Annotated in this window: 14 protein-coding genes; 7 read left to right on the top strand and 7 right to left on the bottom strand. The window is 46.2% G+C overall.

Annotated elements, in window-relative coordinates:
- The first annotated feature begins 298 nt into the window (after nt 1-298).
- Both B3R91_RS05190 and B3R91_RS05185 read left to right on the top strand, forming a co-directional pair.
- On the top strand, nt 299-2,047 hold the full coding sequence (locus tag B3R91_RS05190; RefSeq protein ID WP_286796737.1) for a chromosome condensation regulator RCC1: 1,749 nt from the start codon (nt 299-301) through the stop codon (nt 2,045-2,047).
- A gap of 169 nt (nt 2,048-2,216) precedes the next feature.
- On the top strand, nt 2,217-3,731 hold the full coding sequence (locus B3R91_RS05185; RefSeq protein ID WP_286796736.1) for a di-heme oxidoredictase family protein: 1,515 nt from the start codon (nt 2,217-2,219) through the stop codon (nt 3,729-3,731).
- A gap of 340 nt (nt 3,732-4,071) precedes the next feature.
- Here the strand turns inward: B3R91_RS05185 and B3R91_RS05180 are convergent, their stop codons facing one another.
- The 6 genes from B3R91_RS05180 to B3R91_RS05155 form a co-directional block, all read right to left on the bottom strand.
- A complete protein-coding gene (locus B3R91_RS05180) occupies nt 4,072-6,279 on the bottom strand; it encodes an AAA family ATPase (RefSeq protein WP_286796735.1) in 2,208 nt (735 codons plus the stop codon).
- The gene (locus B3R91_RS05175) at nt 6,276-6,692 is read right to left on the bottom strand and encodes a hypothetical protein (RefSeq protein WP_192991768.1); all 417 of its coding nucleotides are present in this window, start codon (nt 6,690-6,692) and stop codon (nt 6,276-6,278) included. The genes B3R91_RS05180 and B3R91_RS05175 overlap by 4 nt, the downstream gene beginning before the upstream one ends.
- The gene (gmtX, locus tag B3R91_RS05170; RefSeq protein ID WP_192991769.1) at nt 6,685-7,353 is read right to left on the bottom strand and encodes a gamma-mobile-trio protein GmtX; all 669 of its coding nucleotides are present in this window, start codon (nt 7,351-7,353) and stop codon (nt 6,685-6,687) included. The genes B3R91_RS05175 and gmtX overlap by 8 nt, the downstream gene beginning before the upstream one ends.
- Nucleotides 7,343-9,979 (bottom strand): gamma-mobile-trio integrase GmtZ, encoded by a 2,637-nt coding sequence (gene gmtZ / locus B3R91_RS05165; protein ID WP_286796734.1) that lies wholly within the window; start codon nt 9,977-9,979, stop codon nt 7,343-7,345. Before gmtZ ends, gmtX begins: the two co-directional genes overlap by 11 nt.
- Before the next feature lie 2 nt (nt 9,980-9,981).
- Entirely contained in the window at nt 9,982-11,448 is a 1,467-nt protein-coding gene (gene gmtY / locus B3R91_RS05160; protein WP_180112503.1) for a gamma-mobile-trio recombinase GmtY, read from the bottom strand.
- Nucleotides 11,449-11,644: 196 nt separating this feature from the next.
- Nucleotides 11,645-12,571: a bestrophin family protein gene (locus B3R91_RS05155; RefSeq protein WP_286796733.1), complete on the bottom strand. Its 927-nt coding sequence runs from the start codon at nt 12,569-12,571 to the stop codon at nt 11,645-11,647.
- Nucleotides 12,572-12,881: 310 nt separating this feature from the next.
- Here B3R91_RS05155 and B3R91_RS05150 point away from each other — a divergent pair, with 310 nt between their 5' ends.
- The 5 genes from B3R91_RS05150 to B3R91_RS05130 all read left to right on the top strand — a co-directional run bounded on the left by B3R91_RS05150 (nt 12,882) and on the right by B3R91_RS05130 (nt 18,190).
- Nucleotides 12,882-13,583, top strand: a complete 702-nt coding sequence (locus B3R91_RS05150; RefSeq protein WP_191691915.1) for a hypothetical protein — start codon at nt 12,882-12,884, stop codon at nt 13,581-13,583.
- A gap of 64 nt (nt 13,584-13,647) precedes the next feature.
- The gene (locus tag B3R91_RS05145) at nt 13,648-14,295 is read left to right on the top strand and encodes a DedA family protein (RefSeq protein ID WP_191691916.1); all 648 of its coding nucleotides are present in this window, start codon (nt 13,648-13,650) and stop codon (nt 14,293-14,295) included.
- Nucleotides 14,296-14,739: 444 nt separating this feature from the next.
- Complete coding sequence (nirK, locus tag B3R91_RS05140) at nt 14,740-16,266, top strand: copper-containing nitrite reductase (protein ID WP_225211684.1); 1,527 nt, start codon at nt 14,740-14,742, stop codon at nt 16,264-16,266.
- 141 nt (nt 16,267-16,407) lie between these two features.
- Complete coding sequence (locus tag B3R91_RS05135; protein WP_228706498.1) at nt 16,408-17,310, top strand: formylglycine-generating enzyme family protein; 903 nt, start codon at nt 16,408-16,410, stop codon at nt 17,308-17,310.
- A 100-nt stretch (nt 17,311-17,410) separates the two neighbouring features.
- Nucleotides 17,411-18,190, top strand: coding sequence for an SCO family protein (locus tag B3R91_RS05130; RefSeq protein WP_180952485.1), 780 nt, complete (start codon nt 17,411-17,413; stop codon nt 18,188-18,190).
- 171 nt (nt 18,191-18,361) lie between these two features.
- On the opposite strand, the gene B3R91_RS05125 is transcribed toward B3R91_RS05130, so the two are convergent.
- The gene (locus B3R91_RS05125) at nt 18,362-19,909 is read right to left on the bottom strand and encodes an acetyl-CoA hydrolase/transferase family protein (RefSeq protein WP_102076275.1); all 1,548 of its coding nucleotides are present in this window, start codon (nt 19,907-19,909) and stop codon (nt 18,362-18,364) included.
- Between the last annotated feature and the right edge of the window lie 231 nt (nt 19,910-20,140).

Genomic DNA, 20,140 nt, shown 5'->3' with positions numbered 1-20,140 from the left:
TGACTTATCTTTCTACCTTAATATACCTCACTTTTTCATAGATAAAAGCCTATCCAAAAATAATATTCACTGTATTGCATTGACTATTTACCTTAAAACTCATTTTCTAAAACCCTTAACTACCCTTATATAAAAAACACTTATCTTCAATCCACCAAATCAACATTTTTATTTATATATTGATAATAATTATCATTTGTAATATTATTCGCATCCATAGTTACACTCATTTTACGCTATGTTGCTATTTCCTATATTTAAACACCTATTCTTTTATTGATCATTTATTGAGGTTTTTATGCGCTTATCCCGTCTTAGCCAAGCAGTGGCACTTATCAGCGCGACTTTAATACTCACTGCTTGTGGCAATGATTCTGATGACACCACAATCATTGATGGGACGCCGCCACTTTTGACCACCGATAGCAACTTTACCGATGGCTATAGCGCGGTGGCGGCAATATTTGTATCTGGGCAAGTGCAAGATAGCAGTGGCATCAAATCGTTGACATATAAGCGCAACGAAGAGCCAGTGCAAAGCTTAGACTTTGATACAAACGGAGATTTTGACGCGCGTATTTTATTGGCATTGGGTAGCAATAAAATCACTTTAGAAGCCACAGATAATAACGGCAACATCATGCGCTCGACCAAAACTGTCTATCTGGGCGATACTGTCGCGGCGGGTGGCTCACATACGGCTGCTCTACGCGATGGACAACTGTATGGTTGGGGGCGCAATAATTATGGACAAACCGGTCTGGGAATGACGACGAAAGTTGCCGACGTCATGGGTCATCCAGCTACCCCCATGCTGATGCACAGTGCGCCGAAAGATCTGGTGTCTATTAAGTTTAATCAAAATCATTCGCTGGCGCTAGATGCTAAAGGTCAGGTTTATAGTTGGGGCGAAGATATTTCTGGGCAATTAGGACGCGGCGAGACTGGTCGCAATGACTGTAGTAAAACAGAAGACTGCCGCCTAGATATTGGCGCTATCGCTGGTATTGATAATGCGCTGATGGTAGCAGCAGGTTACAATCATAACTTGGTACTGACCAAAGACGGCAGCGTGTGGGCGTTTGGTGCCAACACCCAAGGACAGCTTGGTAATGCGACAACGATAGAGAGCAGCACACCAGTAAAGGTTGATTTTTCAGCAGCCGCTGACATCGGGCATATCGTGCAAGTGGTGGCCAGTGCCAATAGCTCGTACGCCTTAGATGATAAAGGTCAAGTTTGGGGCTGGGGCAGCGACGCCTATGCCAATCTAGGTCGCGGGCAAGAATGTAACCAAGCCAATAACTGTATCAATGTTAATGCAAGGCCGATTCGTATTGATGTTCTGAGCGGCAATACCAACGCTCATACCAATGTTGACGTTCATACTACTAACGCTATTGTCCCTACTCCTCAGCTTGCCTCTGACCCAAACATTGGCCTTGAAAAAGTGACCCAACTTGCCGCTGGACGCGACCATGTATTGGCGCTAACCAATAAGGAAGCGATCTACGCTTGGGGGCTTAATGCCAGTAGCCAAATAGGTTATAACGGTAAGCATTTCAAAGGCACTCAAAGCGCTTGGAAAAGCACCATTGTTAAGCCAACCAAACTTCCATGGTTTACTGATAAAAATATTCGCCGTATCTATGCCAATGGCAATGCCAGCTATGCGCTGCTGGACGATGTGCCATCGAACAATGGAACAACAGAAAATGGCTCAGCGACAGACGGTATCCTTTATGCGTGGGGTATGTTTGGGGAAACAAATAGCGCAGGCAAAACTGTCTATAAGGATTTAGATGAGCCGACCAATAAATTACCTAACTTAAAAAATATCGACAATATGGCGATGGGCGTCATGCACTTGATCGCCCATGAAAAACCTCTGCAGCAAAATACCAATACTAATACCAATACCTCGCATAGAGACGGTCAACTCTTTACATGGGGTTGGAGCTTTGAGGGCTCACTCGGTAATAAAGACACTACCCACGTTTGGATGTATAACACTCCTATGCCAGTCAATTTACCAAGCCAGCTATAAACGCGACTTATCTTTAACATGAGTATGCAATAGCAAATGTAGTGAACAAGGGCAGCCAAATTCATGTTGCCCTTGTTAAATTATGGTTTTGTTAATTTCTGCTTACTCATCTTTGGTATTTTTTTTCATAATTTAATAAATGATATTTTTAGCCATTTTAGGTCTTACCATGTCTCTACTGCCTCATTCACCAAATCACTGCTCACCAAACCTTTCAAATCCTCTCTCTACTCTTTTATTCCCTGTCATACGCCGTGCGCTATTTTGTCTAACGGTAACTTTACTACTAAGCGCTTGTGGCGGCTCGGACGGTTCCGATAACTCAAACAATGACAGCTCTAACACCCCGAATTTACCTAGCCAGCCTACGCCGCCAACTATACCTGAAAACCCAGACAGCCCAAACAATCCTGAAACTGATATCAATTGGCTACCAGCCGGTGGCAACGCGACCATCGCTGCCGATATCTCAAGGCCATTTTTACAAATTATGCCCAATCTGCCAAGCAGTGCCTTGGGCGGCGTATCGCCAGGTCGCGAGCTCTTTATCACCGAATGGACGCCAGCCAATCAAGGTCGCGTGCTCTTTGATGGCGTTGGCCCTTTATTTAACGCCAATGCCTGTACCCAGTGCCATAGTGCTGAAGGACGCAAACCTATTTATGCGGCAGATGGCGAGCTAAGTGACGCCATATTATTTAGGCTCGGCAATAAACAAGGGCTTGCGCACACTTATTACGGCGAGCAAATGCAACATCAAAGTATCGATGCCAGCATCACGCCCGAAGGTAAAATGCGCTACGCCATTACATCCAGTAATGGCAATCAGCCTGCCGGTGTGCAGTTTGACTTTAGCGCAACCGACCCCAATCAGCCGCTGGGAGATACCGCTATCAGCGGGCGTATCTCACCGCAATTGGTCGGCATGGGCTTGCTCGACTTAATCCCTGAGACGAATATCATTGCAGCAGCTGACCCCGATGATAACAATAAAGACGGCATCAGTGGGCGCGTACATTGGGTACAGGATGGCAAACAGCAGCGCATTGGCCGCTTTGGCTGGAAGGCGATTAACTCAAGCCTACGCACCCAAAACGCCAATGCCATGTCGCAAGATATGGGTTTGACCACTTCCGTATTTATGGATCCCAACTGTACGGTCAATCAGCCGATTTGTTGGACAGCGCCCAATGGCGGCACGCCTGAGGTTTCAGACAGCAGCTTGGATGCGGTGACCGATTTTATGACTGCCTTGGCAGTACCTGAGCGCCGAGTGGCTGATTTATCGACCTTTAATAAAGGCGCGCAGCTCTTTACCCAAGTGGGCTGCGCGAGCTGTCATACGCCAAAACAAAAAACGGGCGCTAGCGGGCGCTTTCCGCTGCTCGCCCAGCAAACTATTTATCCTTATACCGATTTATTGCTGCATGATATGGGCAAAGGTTTAGATGACGGCGTTAAAGAAAAAAATGCCGAAAGCTATGAGTGGCGTACACCGCCATTATGGGGCATCGGTATTGTCGCACGTGACCCAGAAGCACGGTTTTTGCATGATGGTCGCGCCAGCAGCTTGACAGAAGCGATACTTTGGCATGGCGGTGAAGCAGAAAGTACTAAGACACGTTTTAGACAATTACCTGCCACGCAACAACAAACGCTGCTAAGTTTTTTAAACGGCATTTAATAATCATTATGACAAGGTGAAATAAAAAAGACCGCTAGAGAAGTATATAGTAAATTCTATGTAATTCTCTGACTGACTGACTGAAAGCCCCTTGAATACTGAGTTCTTGGGGCTTTTTTATTTTTACACAGTGTGTAATAAAGTGTGTAAAAAGCAAAAGCGGTAATCAGGGCGCGTGTCGGGTTCAGAGGCGGCATCAACTTCGGGAGCCGCGAAGAAGGCTAGCGGCTGCATCGGGTTTCGTGGAAGCTGGGCTAGTCAGGATTGAACCGCCCAGTGGTCGAGGTTCCGCTCTGTTGAGACCTCAGTACTAAACACGTTCATAGTGTCGCTAATCAGGTCAGCGAACGGCTGACCTGTCGGGGCAAAGGAATGGCGCTATGTTAGTGATTCGTTTGGAGGCTGAGTTCCCCATGTCGATAGCGCTTTGAATCAGGCTTGAATCTCCCATCATCACTAACTCACTGGATGGGCGAGTAACCGCCGTATATAGCAATGATTGGTCAGTCATTCTTGAGGCGTAGCTTGGCAGCATGAGTATGCACTTAGGCCACTGAGACCCTTGCGATTTGTGGATCGTAATAGCGTAACCAAGATCGATATTTTCGATGGTGTCGTCAGTTATATCGATGAGATTCCCATCAATATTCATAAGCCCATACGCCCCATCTTGAGGGCTATCATAGACCTCAACGATTTCACCCAGATCGCCGTTGCGTATATCGGCCTCGTAGTCGTTTCGTGTGACCATAATACGGTCACCCAATCGGAGCTTTGCACCACTTCGAGTAATCCATGGAATCCACTCTAGCCAAAGGTGCTTGTGGTGAAGCTCATCAGGCGCATACTCATCATATTGTGCCTGTATAAGCTTGTTGATCTCTTCAACTCCCAATGGCCCTTTGCGGGTAGGTGTCAGGACAATGCAATCTGCGGCTGATTTGGTTTTCTTGTACTCTGCCACGAGGGTTTCATGTGTGGATTCTGGCAGGTATCGGGTATCACCAGTTGAGCTGTTGAGCAGTTTCGCATCCAGCTCTCCATTTCGGATTGAAGTCGCCAGTTGATGGATGCCACTTTGCTCGCCCTGACGCTTAACCTGCGTCAGTTCGAACACAGGTAGGGCGCTATTCATCGCTGCGTGGAAAATAAGACCGCCGCCAACAGGAGGAAGTTGTGATACATCACCAACCAAGACGACACGCGTTGCGTAAGGTAGCAGCCCAACAACTTTATAAGCCGACACAAGGTCAACCATAGAGGCTTCATCGACTACAAGGAGGAGATGTTCCTCTACATCAGGCTTCTTCTCACCAAGGTGGTCGGATATAAACTTGGCAATCGTCTGCGCGGGTCGGCCAGTGCTTTCCGCCATTCGCTGTGCAGCTCGACCTGACAGTGCCAGTTGATGAATCGCCATGCCAGATGACAGCTTCTCGTAAACAGCCAACATCGCCAGAAGAATGGTCGTTTTACCTGTTCCAGCACCGCCTGAAATGATAGATACAGAAGACTTTACAGCCCCAATAACAGCCTCACGTTGTTCGGCAGTCATTGCGAAGGGCAGCGAGCTTTCAAATGATTTGAGTGCCGCCTCAATCTTGTCGTTTGTGAGGTCTTTCTCCCACTCAGCGAGCAATGAGCCCGAACCTTTCGAACGTTGCTGACACTTAACCAAGAAGCGTCCAACGGTACGCTCCTGAATCGCGGCACCGAGGCTCTGAAAACCACCCTCAACCTTGAGGAGCGAACCGTGTTTTATCGCTGCATCAGTTACACCGTTTGAATCAAGTTCGAGACCTTTACACAGGGACTTTGAACGCTCTTCAAGTTTATCTTCAGGTATGACCGTCGAGCCCGTTGAGAAACAGTGTTCGGTGGCGATCTGCTCTGCTATCGCCGATTTGATACGACTGTCGGGGACATCCAGCTTCATGCTTTTGATCAGCTTGAGCGTATCATCAAAAGACACGCCAAACGCAGTGAGAATCAGGGGGTCATCACTGATCGTTTTCACGGGATCGTCATAGACTCTCGCAAGAGTCTGAGCGAGTGAGAGCGGGAGCTTTGACCCTTGCAGCCACTCTAGCGCCGCGTAGAATCGCTCTGACGGCCATTTCTCAATGATTGCGTGTGCTGATTGGGTTGATACGCCTGCAACGCTTGTAAGCGCCTCAACGTCCTTCTGACGGACTCTACTATCAAGGTCGGGATATTGGCGCACCAAGCGCTTTGCTTTTACTTCGCCGACCCCCTCGATGTTCGCAGCAATCCATCTCGCCAACAGTTCGCCTGATGGACGAAGGAACTCAGCCTCTTTGACCTTCATGTAGCGCTCAGTAATGTCCTGATTGCCCGCTTTGAACGTATGATTCCTCGTACCGCCCGCGACGTTCCAGACTGTGCCCACCTCAGCGGCATCCCTGTACTTCTCAGGAAATAACAAACACAACGTAGTCATGCGTCTGATGATCGATCCATCATCAGCAATCTCCCACGCTGTACGAACTCCTGAGCCGCGTATCTTAGCGATTTGAACCCTCATCATCGTGGCTGATAACCTGTTTCCAGCAGCACCTCTTTCATCGCTGCATACTTTTCGTTCTCGCGCTTTAGCTGGGCATTTTCAGCCTTGAGTTTAACGATTTGATCCATCAGCTTACTGACTTCGGCACTGGTTGATGCAACCCGTTTTTCAGAGCGCTCACGAGCCGCTTTGTGAGCCTTCGTGTCAGCCTCTTTTTCACCGAACCAGCGGACATCTGCCGCCTCAATCATCTGGCGAATTTGGTCGTTCGAACCCATTGATGAGCGAGGTATGCCCAGCTCATCGAACAATGCCGAACGATTGATAATTCCACGGCGCTCATACTCTCCGTAGTCGCCTGTCGCATCGCGCTCGGCAATCCACTGCTGGACAGCCAGAGCATTGTCTTTGCCCTTCTGAACTCCGTTACTCATCGATCTCACCTAGGAGTTTCTTTAGACCTGTCAGAAAGCCGCGAGGTAGGATTTCCTGACCGTACTCATCCTTCACCTGTCCATGGGCGGTAGCCTTGAAATCCAGCGCTTCTAGCCATTCTTCGGTGCAGACCGATTGAAAGGCTTTGATCTCGTTCTCTGAGCAGATGCCTTTCAGGGACGGTAGCAGTTCAACCGTGGCTTCAGATTGGGGCGCGGTGTACGTTGCTGGGCGCTTATCAATCACGATCTGCGTCTGATTTTTGAGCATATTCACTTCGCTCTTGTAGCGATCACGCTCACGGATTATCTGACCAAACAAGGCACGTACTGCCGTGTCATCGATGCGTTCCAGCAACTCATAATCCTGCCCCGATTTGCGAGCAGCCACTGAAGGCGGCTTCTTGGTTGTGGTCTGCGCCTTCGCTGCCCAAGCCTCAATCAAGTCGCGGTAATGCTTGTTAGCTGTTGCGCGAATTGACGGATAACCAACGCCGTTTGCTTCCTCTGAAACACGTCCAATTGTCGTGATCGAAAAGTCACGCTTACCCTCCTCAAAATAGGCTTTGAGCGTTTCGTTGAGCTTATCCAGCGAAGATTGCGTTTTAGCAGTTTTGCCAGCCTTCAACGTCTCCAAGACAACGTCTATATCAATCTGCATCGGTCACCTCCACCAGTGAAATGCGCTTGGCGTTATCACTCGCTAGGGTCAGCGGCGTGATGTTACGTAGCTCCTCAAAGCCTGATTCCAGCAAGCGTGCATCGGTCAGATATTTCTGAGCCTCAATGTAATCTGATGCGATTCGATACCCTTCAAGCTTGTCATCAGGGTTGGCAATCATCGCCATTTTTCGCATGATCGCATTACCTGCAATAAGCTGAGCCTGTTCATCCATTTCAAGGAAAACAGGTTGGTAGCCAGAGCGTGCCATCATGCGGCTTAGAGCGTTGGTACGCTTAGCAATCGCAGGGGTTTTACGCAGGTCATCGTGCAAGTCGGGATAGAACTCAGCATCGTCACACAGTAGCGACAAATGCAGCAGTTCAGACTCAGTTTCGATGAACTTCATGCTTACACTAAGATCCTCACCAGAGCCCACCGCAATCAGCTTCTGCCCGTCATCGTCATCCTCACGCTGGTTCTCAATCTGGATGACGCGGTTAATCAGATTGAAGGTCGCAATGTAGTCTTTGACGTATTCGTCAGCCTCAACTCGCTGCTTTTCGTATCGGCGCTCAAGGGCTTGCAGTTGCTCAAGTTTGAGGAAGGGGTGACCCTGCTCTTCAGCCATATACAGCTCGTCTTTAAGCGCCTCCAGATCGCCCTCAAGCTCAGTCGCCAGTTTTGCCGCCTGATGCGCTTTGTAGCTGATCTGGTTGAAGTGTGAGTTGAGCGCAGGCAGGTAGCTTGCATCGGTAATAAACCAACGGCAACGCGGGCAGTTTTCAGGGCCATGGGGTACAGCGCCATAAACGCGAGCATCTTTAGAGGCCCCATCTCTGATTATTGGGCCACCATTCCAGCAGCCGCCCACGATTGAAAGCTCATCGGAACGCACAGTATTACCGCCGACCAAACAGAGTCCCGTTGCACGCTCTTCCCAACCGATAGGATTACGGTTGGCAAGAACAGCCTCTACCGAGTTGTGGTCATCCGAATGATAAGCGGCACGTAGTTCGATCTGATTCATCTCAGCATCGACCAGAAAATTCTTGAGCGACGACTCGCCTTTTTCGATGAGCCTTGCGTTGGCTTCTTTCATCGTTTCAGCCATGACTGAAGGCGTGATCTTGTTGTAGTAGATCGTCATCAGCAGGCGCGTATGCCCTGCTAAAAGTTTAGATATAACAGGCAGAGGAAGATCAGTATCCATGGCGTAGCAAGTGATCAGCGATACCCTCAAGCTGTGTAGCGGGTATTCTGTCGCTACTTTTGCAGATTCGTTACCAGCGTAATCCTCACCGTAATCCTTAACGAAGCGCAGGCGTTCACCGTTCGTCATCGTTTGGCCGCTGGCAAACACATCATCTTCAAGTTTAGATAAGAGGCGATACCAAGGGTTCGATATTTCGTTAGCGCTAATGCAAAACTGAGAGTTTGGTGCACGGAACAAGAATGCAAACTCTCCTATTGCCTTTTTTTGCGCTTCGGATTTAGTGTTTCCGAAGTGTTTACGCTTAAGCTCTGTGCCTTTGGCTAGACGATCTATTGGATTGTACTTCTCTTGCCAATTACGAAGTTTTTCCAGCCAATACAGCAGTTCTTCGTGCTCCCACGGGACGGTGTAGCCGCGTTGGATTTCATCTTTATTCTGGTCGGCTGTTTTGTTTGTGGAGATGTACAGACCCGTTGAATAGCTCTCGCTCATCGAGTCGAAAATACGCTTGAACACACCTTTCTGATAAGGGCGTTTAGCGGTGCCGTACTTAAACGCGTGCTTGGTGTTTTCCACCCACTGACCCTGTTCGTAACGCCACGTATCGCCTTCACCAGAGTCCAGAAAACGCACCTGAAACGAGCGCAGCGGCAGGTGAAGTTTGGTAAACATAAACATCGCCATAACAGGCGACCAGATTTCGTGAATCTCTATCGGTTCATAGTTTTTACCGACTTTGCGTGAAACAGTTCGAGTGCGGGAGATACAGTCTGGATCGTCAGGGTCAATCACCTCAGGCGAAACCTCCATCCACGCAAGATTTCCACTTTGAAGGTGTTCAATTGACCAGTGCCAATCGCTGAAATGACGACCTATCCACGGCTTCTGAGTATTGGATTCGGGAGGATAAGGACAGACAATCTGGCGTAACTGCTGGATGTAACGGTAAGGTAGTGGGCTGTGGACGGTTTCAGTATTTGAGCGCGAGCTGGCAATTCTATCAAAAGGGTTCTGATACAGAGGAATAGAAGTTCCATTATCAGCTTCGGCGCACAAATGTGTCTTTAGAATGTAATCCGACAACTCAACAGTGTAAGTAACATACATGTGATTATCTGAATTTACCCCTTTGGATTTGAGGTAGTTATTAAACTCTTCGCTTGAGACCTTGTGCCCCTGAGGGTGTCCTTGAAACATGGAGACGACATCAACCGCATACGGAGCGTGGGTCGCAAGATAGTTTAAGAAGTGTCTGATACCTTTGAGTTTATGACCAATACCTGCCTGTTCTTGAGCAAGCCATTCAGTCCCATACTGCTGCCACTGTAGCCAGTCTGGCCCTAAATCTTCAGTGATCCAGTTCAGCGTTAGATCGGTGCTATAACCTTTCGCTTTTGATTTCTTAACCATCGTTACTTCTTCCCTAATCGTGGATTCTTGCCCGTGAAATACCCATCGGGGTCTATATCTTCAAAGCCATGTTCTGCCAGTGTTTTCCAGTCAAATGAGTTAGCCAGTTTTGGCGTGTCCGATTCCAGCTTGAGCTGATCAGAAGCGTTGGAAAGGGCATTCGAAACTTGCTGACTGGACGGCATCGTATACGGGTCTTGAGACGCTAGGCTTTTATGATGCAGGCACTTTTTGATAACCAGCGGATCAACCCCTGCGCTAGTCAGTTCACGACCAAAGCGATGTCGATGTCCGTGAGGGTCAAGACCCTCTGCTTTATTGGGCTCTAAGCCGATTCGTCTCAGACCCGCTGCATAGCTCTGGTTAAAGGCATTCTGGGTGTATGGATTACCCAAGTAGCGCGAATCGAAGCTGATAAATGCATACGGGTGATTGCAGGGTACAGCGGCTCGGTAAACCAGATATTCACGCCACAGTTTCATGAACACATAGCGGTATTCGTTAGGGAAAAAGTAACCTTCTAGGTAACTATCCTTGTGGTCTACCATTCTCGACTTCCACCCAAGGCGCTGAGTGCCTAGCATCTCTTGTCGTGGGATTCTTCCGTATTTTTCCTGCAAATAGGCTTTGCGCGTACTCACGCCTTTGCGTGATTTCCAGTTATCAGGAGCCTTACCATCGATCTCGTTGTAGATTCGGACAATCACCGCATCATTGTCATGTGGATCTTCAAAAACGTCAGTCACCCACAGCAACAGAGCCTCACTGGCCCTGAATCCAGCGCCTTGCATCAGTAACAGGATAAGCTTGTCACGCAGAGCAACACGAGGATCGCTAGCGCCACCGACACCATTCAGGTAAAAGTTCTCGAAATGCTTTGCTGGAAAGGCGATAGCATCATCTTCCGTCTTGGCGAGGGGCGTTCTTCCTTTGATGGAGCGCGCCCTTTTGACCGTGGTGTTGAACGACTTGTCCTTGATGTGTCCTAAGAAGTCATTTCTATTTTTGCGGAACCACGCGGCATACTGAATGCGCTCTTCATGCTTGGTGGCAGTTCTGAGCGCGTTAAGCTCTTTGCCCAGTCCCTGATCACTCATCCACTGAGTGAAGCTAGTGAGATGCGATATATGTCGGGAAATGGTGCTTGTCGTTGCTGGAATCCAGTACAGACCTGACGGATCAAGTCCGTCATCGCCAACTGTTCCGCTATATAATCGACGGACGAACACTCTGAATAAATCTTCGGGATCGTTGAACATGGACTTGTTGGCGTCCATGAATTCGATCAGCAAGATAATAGATCGAATGTGCTTGGAAATAGTCGATTGAGAAGTACCGTTCACATGCAAACTCAGCACATAGTCGGCTACTGATTCCAGCACGCCTTCATCAGTCAAAATGACAGGTATTTCTGTGGCGATGCCACTACTGTCCTCGACTATTTTTGCAGTAACTTTGGTCGCTATCATCTCGATTCCTTACACATATTACACACAATATACTATAAGTACTCCTACATTTCAAGCAAAAAATAACCCCCTTTACAGGAGGTTATTATCAAAATTACACACTTTTAGGTACTATAAAGAACTAGAGTGGTCTTTTTTATGCCATAAATGTTAATAGCGTAAATTTTGTTGCCATACTCATTTTATGATAAAAAGATTATTGCAAATAGCCGTTTTTAGCCATGATGTTTGGCGGCAACTCGGTTTCACCCAAGGCTTCTAGCAAATTAATCTCGATATTCCTGGATAAAGCGGTCAGCGGTAATTGGTTGGCAGCCAGCCCAAAAGGCTCTTCCAACTCTTCACTGAGCGCATCCAAACCAAAAAAGGTATAAGCAATAACGCCGCAAATCAAAGGCGTCACCCAGCCTAAAGAAGAAACCAGACCAAAAGGCAGCATAAAGCAGTACAAATACGTCGTGCGATGCACCAGTAACGTATAAGCAAACGGCAATGGCGTGCTATGAATACGCTCACAGGCGGATAATACCACCGTCATCGAATTGATGCGCTCGTCCATATTTTGCAGCATAAGATCTGACGTCAAGCGCTGCTGCCGACAATAGCCAAGCTCCTTACCAAGCAGACGCAGCAGATAATCCGGTAAATTTTGCGCCTGTTGCATGCTGGCATGATAAACGGGCTCAACAAAACGCTCCACATCTTGCCAAGGCGCACTGTCACGCAATCGATGACGCAGCGCATGAGTAAAAGCGATGCTTAAATATACCAATCGGCGCTGGCTATCGTGCCCTTTCTCACTCTCATCATCTATATAAGACAGCACTTGACGAGTAAAGCTGCGCGTATCATAGACCAATTGCCCCCATAGTCCTCGAGCTTCCCACCAGCGCTGATAACTGGCGTTATTGCGAAAACCTAGAAACAGCGATAAAGCAATACCAAGCAAGGTAAACGGCGCGACGCTATAAGAAGAAAAAGAGCTGGGAAATCCGTGCTGAATATTGGTAATAAAGGCACTAATTAAGCTAATGAGCAAAATCTGCGGATAGACCTTGGGCAGAATGGAGCCACGCAAGGTAAAAAGCAGTTTGATGGCGCTTGGCTTTTGCTTGACGATCATTTTAACGTCCTAACGAATGATGCTTATAATTGGTACTTATAGAGTAAAACTAGCGTTTTTACAGGACGAAATGATAACAGACTAAAGAGGTATGAGCAGAAAAAACAGCGATTTATCCTATTTTAATTGGCTAGGAATTTTTACCACGCGTTTATTTAATAAATTTCTACAAAATCATCGGTTGTTATAATGATGTAAGGATAGCAGGTACAAGGATACACGGCAGCTGTCAGCGCTTAAAAATTCGATTATAGTAGGCAGGTAATAATTATTTAAATAAAAAAACTCAAATAAATCGAGGGAATACACCATGAAAAAATTAGGATTACTTGTCGCGGTATCGGTGGGCTTAAGCGCTTGTGCAGGTGGTATGAGCGGTGGCAGTACGCCGGGCAATTCAAATAATATTGTCACTCAATATCCCGTCGAAGCAGCCATGCTCAATATTTACACCAAAGCCCGCAGTCAAAGCTTGGTGGCAAACGTTGGCAATCAAACCGCCTCTGCTGACATCAAAGTCACGCCCAAAGGCAGCATGGTATTTAACAATAAACAAGTCCAAGGCGCTGAAGTAAATACTATTAATAAAGTCAACAATCAAGTCACTGATCAATCAGTCGCCATTAATTACTTTACCCTTAATCCATTGGTATTCCATGGTTTCACTGACAGCTCAGGTAAATACTCGATCTCGAATCAGACCACAACCATTCCCAAAATGGCAACGGTTGGCTCATCAAGTAAATTGATTACTGAAGATGTCTATGCCGATAGAAGCATGCGCAAAAAAATAGGTACTTACAATCAAGATTGGTCTTTGAGCAGAGATACCAATAATACCGCGTGGTTTTGCATAGAAACCTCGGCTAACTTACTACTCAGTAACGATCCTAACGGCAGCTCGTCAGAATGCTATAAAATCAATGCGCGCGGTGATATTCTGGATAGTAAAGTAACGATTAGCCAGCCGTCTACAAACGGCACTAAAACCATTACCTTTACCAGTCGATAGTTTTTATCAGCTGATGGCTGTTATAAACTGACAGCCATCAATTTGTCAGTTATTTAGGAATTCTATGGATCAAATGAGTGAATGGGTACTCGGCATCATGGCAAAGTTTGGCTACTTTGGCATTATATTTGCCATGTTTGCTGAAAACGTTTTCCCGCCTATTCCATCTGAGGTTATCATGCCCGCTGCTGGCTTCGCCGCTTCTAAAGGCGATATGAGCATTGTCTTGGTCATTCTAACTGGGACGCTTGGCGCGGTACTGGGTGCGCTACCCTTATACTATTTGGGTCATAAATTCGATGAGCCGCGCTTGGTCGAGTTCACTGAAAAGTACGGCAAATACGTGTTTATAAAACCTACTGACATTACCGATGCCAATGCATGGTTTGACAAACATGGCAAAATGGCAGTGTTTTTTGGGCGTATGGTGCCGGGCGTGCGTTCGCTAATTTCCATCCCTGCCGGTATGAATAAAATGTCGTTATTACCGTTTTTGGCGCTAACCGCTTTAGGCGCCAGCATTTGGACCGCGATATTGGCGCTAGCCGGGTATTACTTGGGTCAAAACTATGACGCTGTCGCAGGCGTGTTAGCCCCCTATTCTAAAGCTATTGGTATATCAATCGTGGTTGTTATTATCGGTTTACTCATAAAACGGCGCTTGTCTTATCGAAAAAATAGCAATAATGACAAAAATTCCGATCCGCGTTGAATATAAACTGTCTGCCACTCTTACAATACTAACCCAACTTAATATAATAGCTAAGTTCAATAACCACTTAGCTTCACTAATTTGGAGCAGAATTTTCAAATCCTAAAATGCTTATCTCAGCGTTTAAATCTTAATTCTTAAAGTTTTTACTCCTCTCTTTTCTAGTGCACCAAATGGCAAAAACACCTAACTAAATTTATAACTCATCAGTATAAAAATCGTGAACGAATATTGCGCAAATGATTCGCTTATTTGTAAACATTCATTTAAAATACATCTTATGGAAGCCAATTTATTAGCTCAACATTTTATAGTTTTGTTGTTTAATCTTATTATTTTAATAGTGTTTTTTGCTTTTCTTCACAATTAATAATAGGATGATGGAAGCGATAAAAATCGAGCTTTGTTAAATGAGCCACTTATTTTTAATTTTTGGAGAGCCTTATGCGTCTTTTTAACTCTGCAACCTCTCAGCCTCAAGCCCTCAGCTATTCTAAACTTGCATTAGCTTGTCTTCTTGCTCTTGGTACGGTAGGAATGGTCGGTTGTGATAAATCAACCCCTGATAAGGCCACAGCAACCAGCGTGGAAACCACTCAAACCACAAAAGACAGCAAAGCGCCAACCACCAAAAATGGCGAGCTACCAGTGATTGATGCGGTTATCACCCATGCGCCTGAAGTACCACCACCCATCGATCGTGACTATGCGGCAAAAGTCATCGTAAAAATGGAAACTGTAGAAAAAACCATGCGTCTAGCAGATGGCGTTGAGTACAACTTCTGGACATTTGACGGTCAGGTACCAGGACAATTTATTCGCGTACGTCAAGGCGATGAAATTGAGTTCCATTTATCAAACCACCCTGATTCAAAAATGCCGCACAATATTGACTTACATGCGGTGACAGGTCCAGGGGGGGGCGCTGCTGCTTCGTTTACCTCTCCTGGTTATACCTCAGAGTTTAACTTTAAAGCCTTAAAACCAGGCTTGTATGTCTATCACTGTGCGGTAGCGCCCGTCGGTATGCACATCGCAAACGGTATGTATGGCCTAATTTTGGTTGAGCCAGAAGGCGGTTTACCAAAGGTTGATCGTGAATTTTATGTCATGCAGGGCGATTTTTATACCAAAGGTAACTATGGCGATAAAGGACTGCAGCCTTTTGATATGGAAAAAGCGGTAAAAGAGCAGCCAGATTACGTGTTATTTAACGGTTCAGTTGGGGCGCTTACCGGTGAAAACTCATTGAAAGCCAACGTCGGTGAAACGGTTCGTCTATTCGTTGGTAACGGTGGTCCTAACTTGGTGTCCTCATTCCACGTGATTGGTGAGATATTTGACAAGGTCAATATGGAAGGCGGTAGCGCTGAAAACCATAATGTTCAAACCACCCTTATCCCTGCAGGGGGCGCCGCGATTACCCAGTTCAAAGTAGATGTTCCAGGCGAGCTTGTGATGGTTGACCACTCTATTTTCCGGGCATTTAACAAAGGTGCGCTTGGTATCATCGATGTCAAAGGTGCAGAGGACAAGAAAATATATTCAGGAAAAGTGCGTGAAGACGTCTACTTACCTGAAGGCTCAGCGGCACAAAGTCTTGGTAAAACCAATGCGCCTGCGCCAGTCGTGACCGCTGCCAACAAGCAAGAAAGAATCAAAATGGGTGAGTCTGTTTACGCTAGTAACTGCGCGGCTTGTCACCAATTAAATGGTGCTGGTATACCAAAAGCCTTCCCACCATTGGCCAAGTCTGACTACCTTAACCAAGACCCAAAACGCGCCGTCGATGCTATCTTGCATGGCTTGACGGGTAAAATTACCGTCAACGGCGAGGAGTACGACAGTGTCATGCCAGCTGTTGCCCTAGATGATGAAAAAATCGCCAACGTCGTTACTTATATTATTAACAGTTGGGGCAATAAAGGTGGTGAAGTGACGCCAGAAGAGGTCAAAGCTGCTCGTAAATAACCTAGAAAGCTACGCTAGTTAATAGGGTTGCAATTAGACTGTTCGATGAAAAAACTCTCATTGAACAGTCATTTTCAATACAGTATCTGATTGAACAAGCGTTTGGCACCGTCCTTTTTTTGGTTTACTAGGAGATTAGTTATGTTATGGACTTACATTACTAACACTCGCAAAAGCAACACTCGCAGCATTGAGATTCAAAAAAACAACACTCTAAATATGAACGCTCGGAATATTGTGCATACAACCGCTCGCCCGCTCGCACTGTTATTGGTCGTTAGTGCTCTGAGCATGACAACCGACTTTGCGTTGATAAGCACGCAAGCGCAAGCAAAAGAGCTGACTATTCGGCCCGGCACTTATCGTCCGTTATATTTGAGCAAAAACTCACCATTGGTGGCAGTCGATACATTCAAAATTGATGAGCTACCCGTCACCAATATACAGTTTTATCAATTTATAAAAGAAAATCCAAAGTTTCGCCAACGTGCCATTGCACCTATTTTTGCCGATTCTGGTTATCTAAAGCACTGGATCAATACCAAAAATATCTCTGTGCCTAAAAAGGCGGATTTCCGTAAGCCTGTAGTCAATGTGTCATGGTATGCCGCCAATCAGTATTGCCGTGCGCAAAACAAGCGCTTACCAACGGTTGAACAGTGGGAATATGTCGCACAAGCTTCTACTAGCAATAAAAATGGCAGCTTGGAGGCCGGTTACAACCAGCGCATTCTTAATTGGTATGGTAAGTCTGCTGGCAACAAAGACCAGCTTGCCGATGTCGGACAAAGCCCTGCCAACTATTGGGGCGTCAAAGACATGCACGGTTTGATTTGGGAATGGACAGAGAATTTTAATAATAGCTTGGTCACTGGCGAATCACGTTCAGACAGCAATCTAAACCAAGAAATGTTTTGTGGCTCGGGTGCAGCAGGTGCGGTCGACCCAAGTGATTATGCAGCCTTTATGCGCTATGGTTTTCGCTCAAGCTTAGAAGCCAAATACACGGTCAGCAGCCTAGGTTTTCGCTGTGCTAGTAATTAACTTGCCCTAACATAGCGCTCTACTTTAACCTAGCACCCTTTTAACACAGCGCCCTACTTTTTATGCTCAATTGAATTTAATGGTATTTAAGGATTGCCTTATGAAAACAATAAAAACTATGCAAAATACAAGTTCAAAAAATACAGTAACTCAGCCATTGTCTCATCTGGCTTATGCTATCAAACTGGCTTTGACTACTGGGCTCTGTATTGGCTTACTCGCCTGTAGCAATCCTGACGCGATTAACTCGGCGACGACGCAAGACAGTCAAGCTGATACTACTTCTGAATCTAAAGTCGCGACAGATAATCATCACGACATGAAAGGTAAGGATCATCAACAGATGAATCATGCCGATATGAATGCCCAAGAACCAGCAGAAGCGCTCGGGCAAGAGTATTCTATTTATCAAGCAGGCGGCGACTGGACAGATCATCGTGGCAATACCTTTGAGCTTGATAAGCTTGAGGGTAAAAATCAAGTGGTGGTGATGGCTTATACCAGCTGTCAGCATACCTGCCCTATCTTGGTGCAATCCATGAAACAGATGTACAAAGAGATGACGCCTGAAGCACGTGCGCAAACGGAGTTTTTACTGGCGACTTTGGACACGGAGCGCGATACGGCCGAAGTGATGAAAAACTTTGCTGAGCATAATAATCTTGGTGATAACTGGCGCCTGATTCGTAGCGATGAAGCCAGCACCCGCATGCTTGCCAACACCTTAAATATCAAATATCAATTTGCCGATAATGGTGATATTAACCACTCTAATCTGATATCTGTATTAGATAAAGACGGTCGTTTGGTCGCCCAAGGCGTTGGGGTTGCCGACTCTGGCATTGAGCCATTGATTGAGTATTTAAACAGCCATAGTTAAGCATTTAAAAATCATACTTGTAACCTTTACTTTTAAATTTACCTGTATCTAAAAGACAAAGAAACACCGCTTATCTACTAACAGACAAGCGGTGTTTTTCATTGTGTCATCAGCTACGGCGCTGATTTTGGCGTTAAGCCTTTCAGTAAGTATTTAGTTAAGCACTGAAACCTAAACCGCCAAAGCCAAACCTTTTTTGACGCGCATATCGCCGGTTTCAACATAACGCTGATGCCAAGATAAAGATTCATCGAGCAAATGCGGCGTTTGCATGCCAGCCGTCTGTGCAGCACGATCATAATAATCTTGTAGCATTGGACGATAGTCTGGATGTGCACAGTTATCAATGATTTTTTGCGCGCGTTGACGTGGTGACAAACCACGCAAGTCCGCCAGACCTTGCTCAGTGACGATAATCATCACATCATGCTCAGTATGGTCAACGTGTGACACCATGGGCGTGATGCATGAAATAGCGCCGCCTTTAGCAACTGACGGGCTGACAAACATTGAGGTAAAGGCATTACGCGCAAAGTCGCCAGAGCCGCCCAAACCATTCATCATATTGGTACCCATGACGTGGGTTGAGTTGACATTACCATAAAGGTCACACTCAATCATCGCATTGATAGCGAGCACGCCAAGACGACGCGATACTTCAGGATGGTTAGTGATTTCTTGTGGGCGCAAAATAATACGTTTGCGTAATTCTTCGATATTGGCATTAAAACGTGCTAATGCCTCTGGGCTTAATGACATCGCCGTTGCCGACGCTTGGGTCATTTTGCCTGACATAATCAAATCTAACATACCGTCTTGCAATACTTCGGTATAGCCAGTTAAGTTTTCAAACGGACTGGCTTGTAAGCCCGCCAATACTGCATTGGCAACGTTACCTACACCAGATTGAATCGGTAATAAGTTGGCTGGCATGCGACCTTTTTTCACTTCTTCATGGAAAAAGTCGATAATGTAGCCGGCAATTTTGGTTGAGCACTCATCAGGATCGGCAAACTTACTATTGCGGTCCGGTGAATCGGTTAAGACCACGGCGACGACTTTATCCAAATCACAAGTTAGGTACGGCTCGCCAATACGCTCACCCGGTGTGGTAATCGGAATCGGTTTACGATGCGGCGGCAAACCAATGTCATCAAAAACATCGTGCATACCTTCTAACAATAAGCTTTGGCGGCTATTTACTTCTAAAATAATTTGATCGGCATTGTGCAACCATGCGTTATTGGTACCGATAGAGGTAGATGGAATCAGGCGACCATCTGGCAAAATACCGGCCACTTCAACCACCGCCATGTGCATGTCACCATAAAAACCAAAGGTGCTTTGCTGAGCGACGTGTGATAAATGCATGTCAAAATAATGCGTTTCACCAGCGTTGATTTGCTTACGTAGCGCAGGCTCTGACTGATAAGGCGTGCGCATCTTGATACCATTGGCTTCAGCCAAGACGCCGTCGCATTCTGCAGCGGTCGATGCGCCGGTTAATAAACCGATTTTAAATTCTTCGCCGCGAGCTTGCGCCGCTTTTATACGCTCTGCTAACGCAGCTGGGACGGCTTTTGGATAACCTGCCCCTGTGAAACCGCTCATTCCAACATTCATATCATGCAAGATAAATGTTGCTGCTTGCTCTGCTGACATGATTTTTTCACGCAAACCTTCGTGACGAACGCGCTCTTCGTGGCTAATTGCACTCATACCTTTTTTCCTAGTAACTTCCCTATTAACACCAAACCCTCAAAATAATGAGACGTTTGATACCGAAACAGCAATAAAATACAATGGAGTATATTAACAACTTTGGGATAAAAGACAAGTTGCTTGTCTCAAATTTTAATTTACGTCCTTAAAAACTACTTTTAATAATTAACAATAGTTCATAAAATTACAAGAGATGAGATTTGTTTTTTGGGTGGTGTATCAAAAAGT

The organism is Psychrobacter sp. UBA6291, assembly GCF_002439405.1.
GTDB classification, from domain to species: domain Bacteria; phylum Pseudomonadota; class Gammaproteobacteria; order Pseudomonadales; family Moraxellaceae; genus Psychrobacter; species Psychrobacter faecalis.
The sequence above is the reverse complement of the archived record's forward strand: the minus strand, read 5'-3'. Positions and strand labels throughout refer to the sequence as shown.

Coding starts and splice junctions, on each gene's coding strand:
- B3R91_RS05190 (WP_286796737.1), top strand. CDS start 299: ATGCGCTTATCCCGTCTTAGCCAAGCAGTGGCACTTATCAGCGCGACT.
- B3R91_RS05185 (WP_286796736.1), top strand. CDS start 2,217: ATGTCTCTACTGCCTCATTCACCAAATCACTGCTCACCAAACCTTTCA.
- B3R91_RS05180 (WP_286796735.1), bottom strand. CDS start 6,279: ATGATGAGGGTTCAAATCGCTAAGATACGCGGCTCAGGAGTTCGTACA.
- B3R91_RS05175 (WP_192991768.1), bottom strand. CDS start 6,692: ATGAGTAACGGAGTTCAGAAGGGCAAAGACAATGCTCTGGCTGTCCAG.
- gmtX (WP_192991769.1), bottom strand. CDS start 7,353: ATGCAGATTGATATAGACGTTGTCTTGGAGACGTTGAAGGCTGGCAAA.
- gmtZ (WP_286796734.1), bottom strand. CDS start 9,979: ATGGTTAAGAAATCAAAAGCGAAAGGTTATAGCACCGATCTAACGCTG.
- gmtY (WP_180112503.1), bottom strand. CDS start 11,448: ATGATAGCGACCAAAGTTACTGCAAAAATAGTCGAGGACAGTAGTGGC.
- B3R91_RS05155 (WP_286796733.1), bottom strand. CDS start 12,571: ATGATCGTCAAGCAAAAGCCAAGCGCCATCAAACTGCTTTTTACCTTG.
- B3R91_RS05150 (WP_191691915.1), top strand. CDS start 12,882: ATGAAAAAATTAGGATTACTTGTCGCGGTATCGGTGGGCTTAAGCGCT.
- B3R91_RS05145 (WP_191691916.1), top strand. CDS start 13,648: ATGGATCAAATGAGTGAATGGGTACTCGGCATCATGGCAAAGTTTGGC.
- nirK (WP_225211684.1), top strand. CDS start 14,740: ATGCGTCTTTTTAACTCTGCAACCTCTCAGCCTCAAGCCCTCAGCTAT.
- B3R91_RS05135 (WP_228706498.1), top strand. CDS start 16,408: ATGTTATGGACTTACATTACTAACACTCGCAAAAGCAACACTCGCAGC.
- B3R91_RS05130 (WP_180952485.1), top strand. CDS start 17,411: ATGAAAACAATAAAAACTATGCAAAATACAAGTTCAAAAAATACAGTA.
- B3R91_RS05125 (WP_102076275.1), bottom strand. CDS start 19,909: ATGAGTGCAATTAGCCACGAAGAGCGCGTTCGTCACGAAGGTTTGCGT.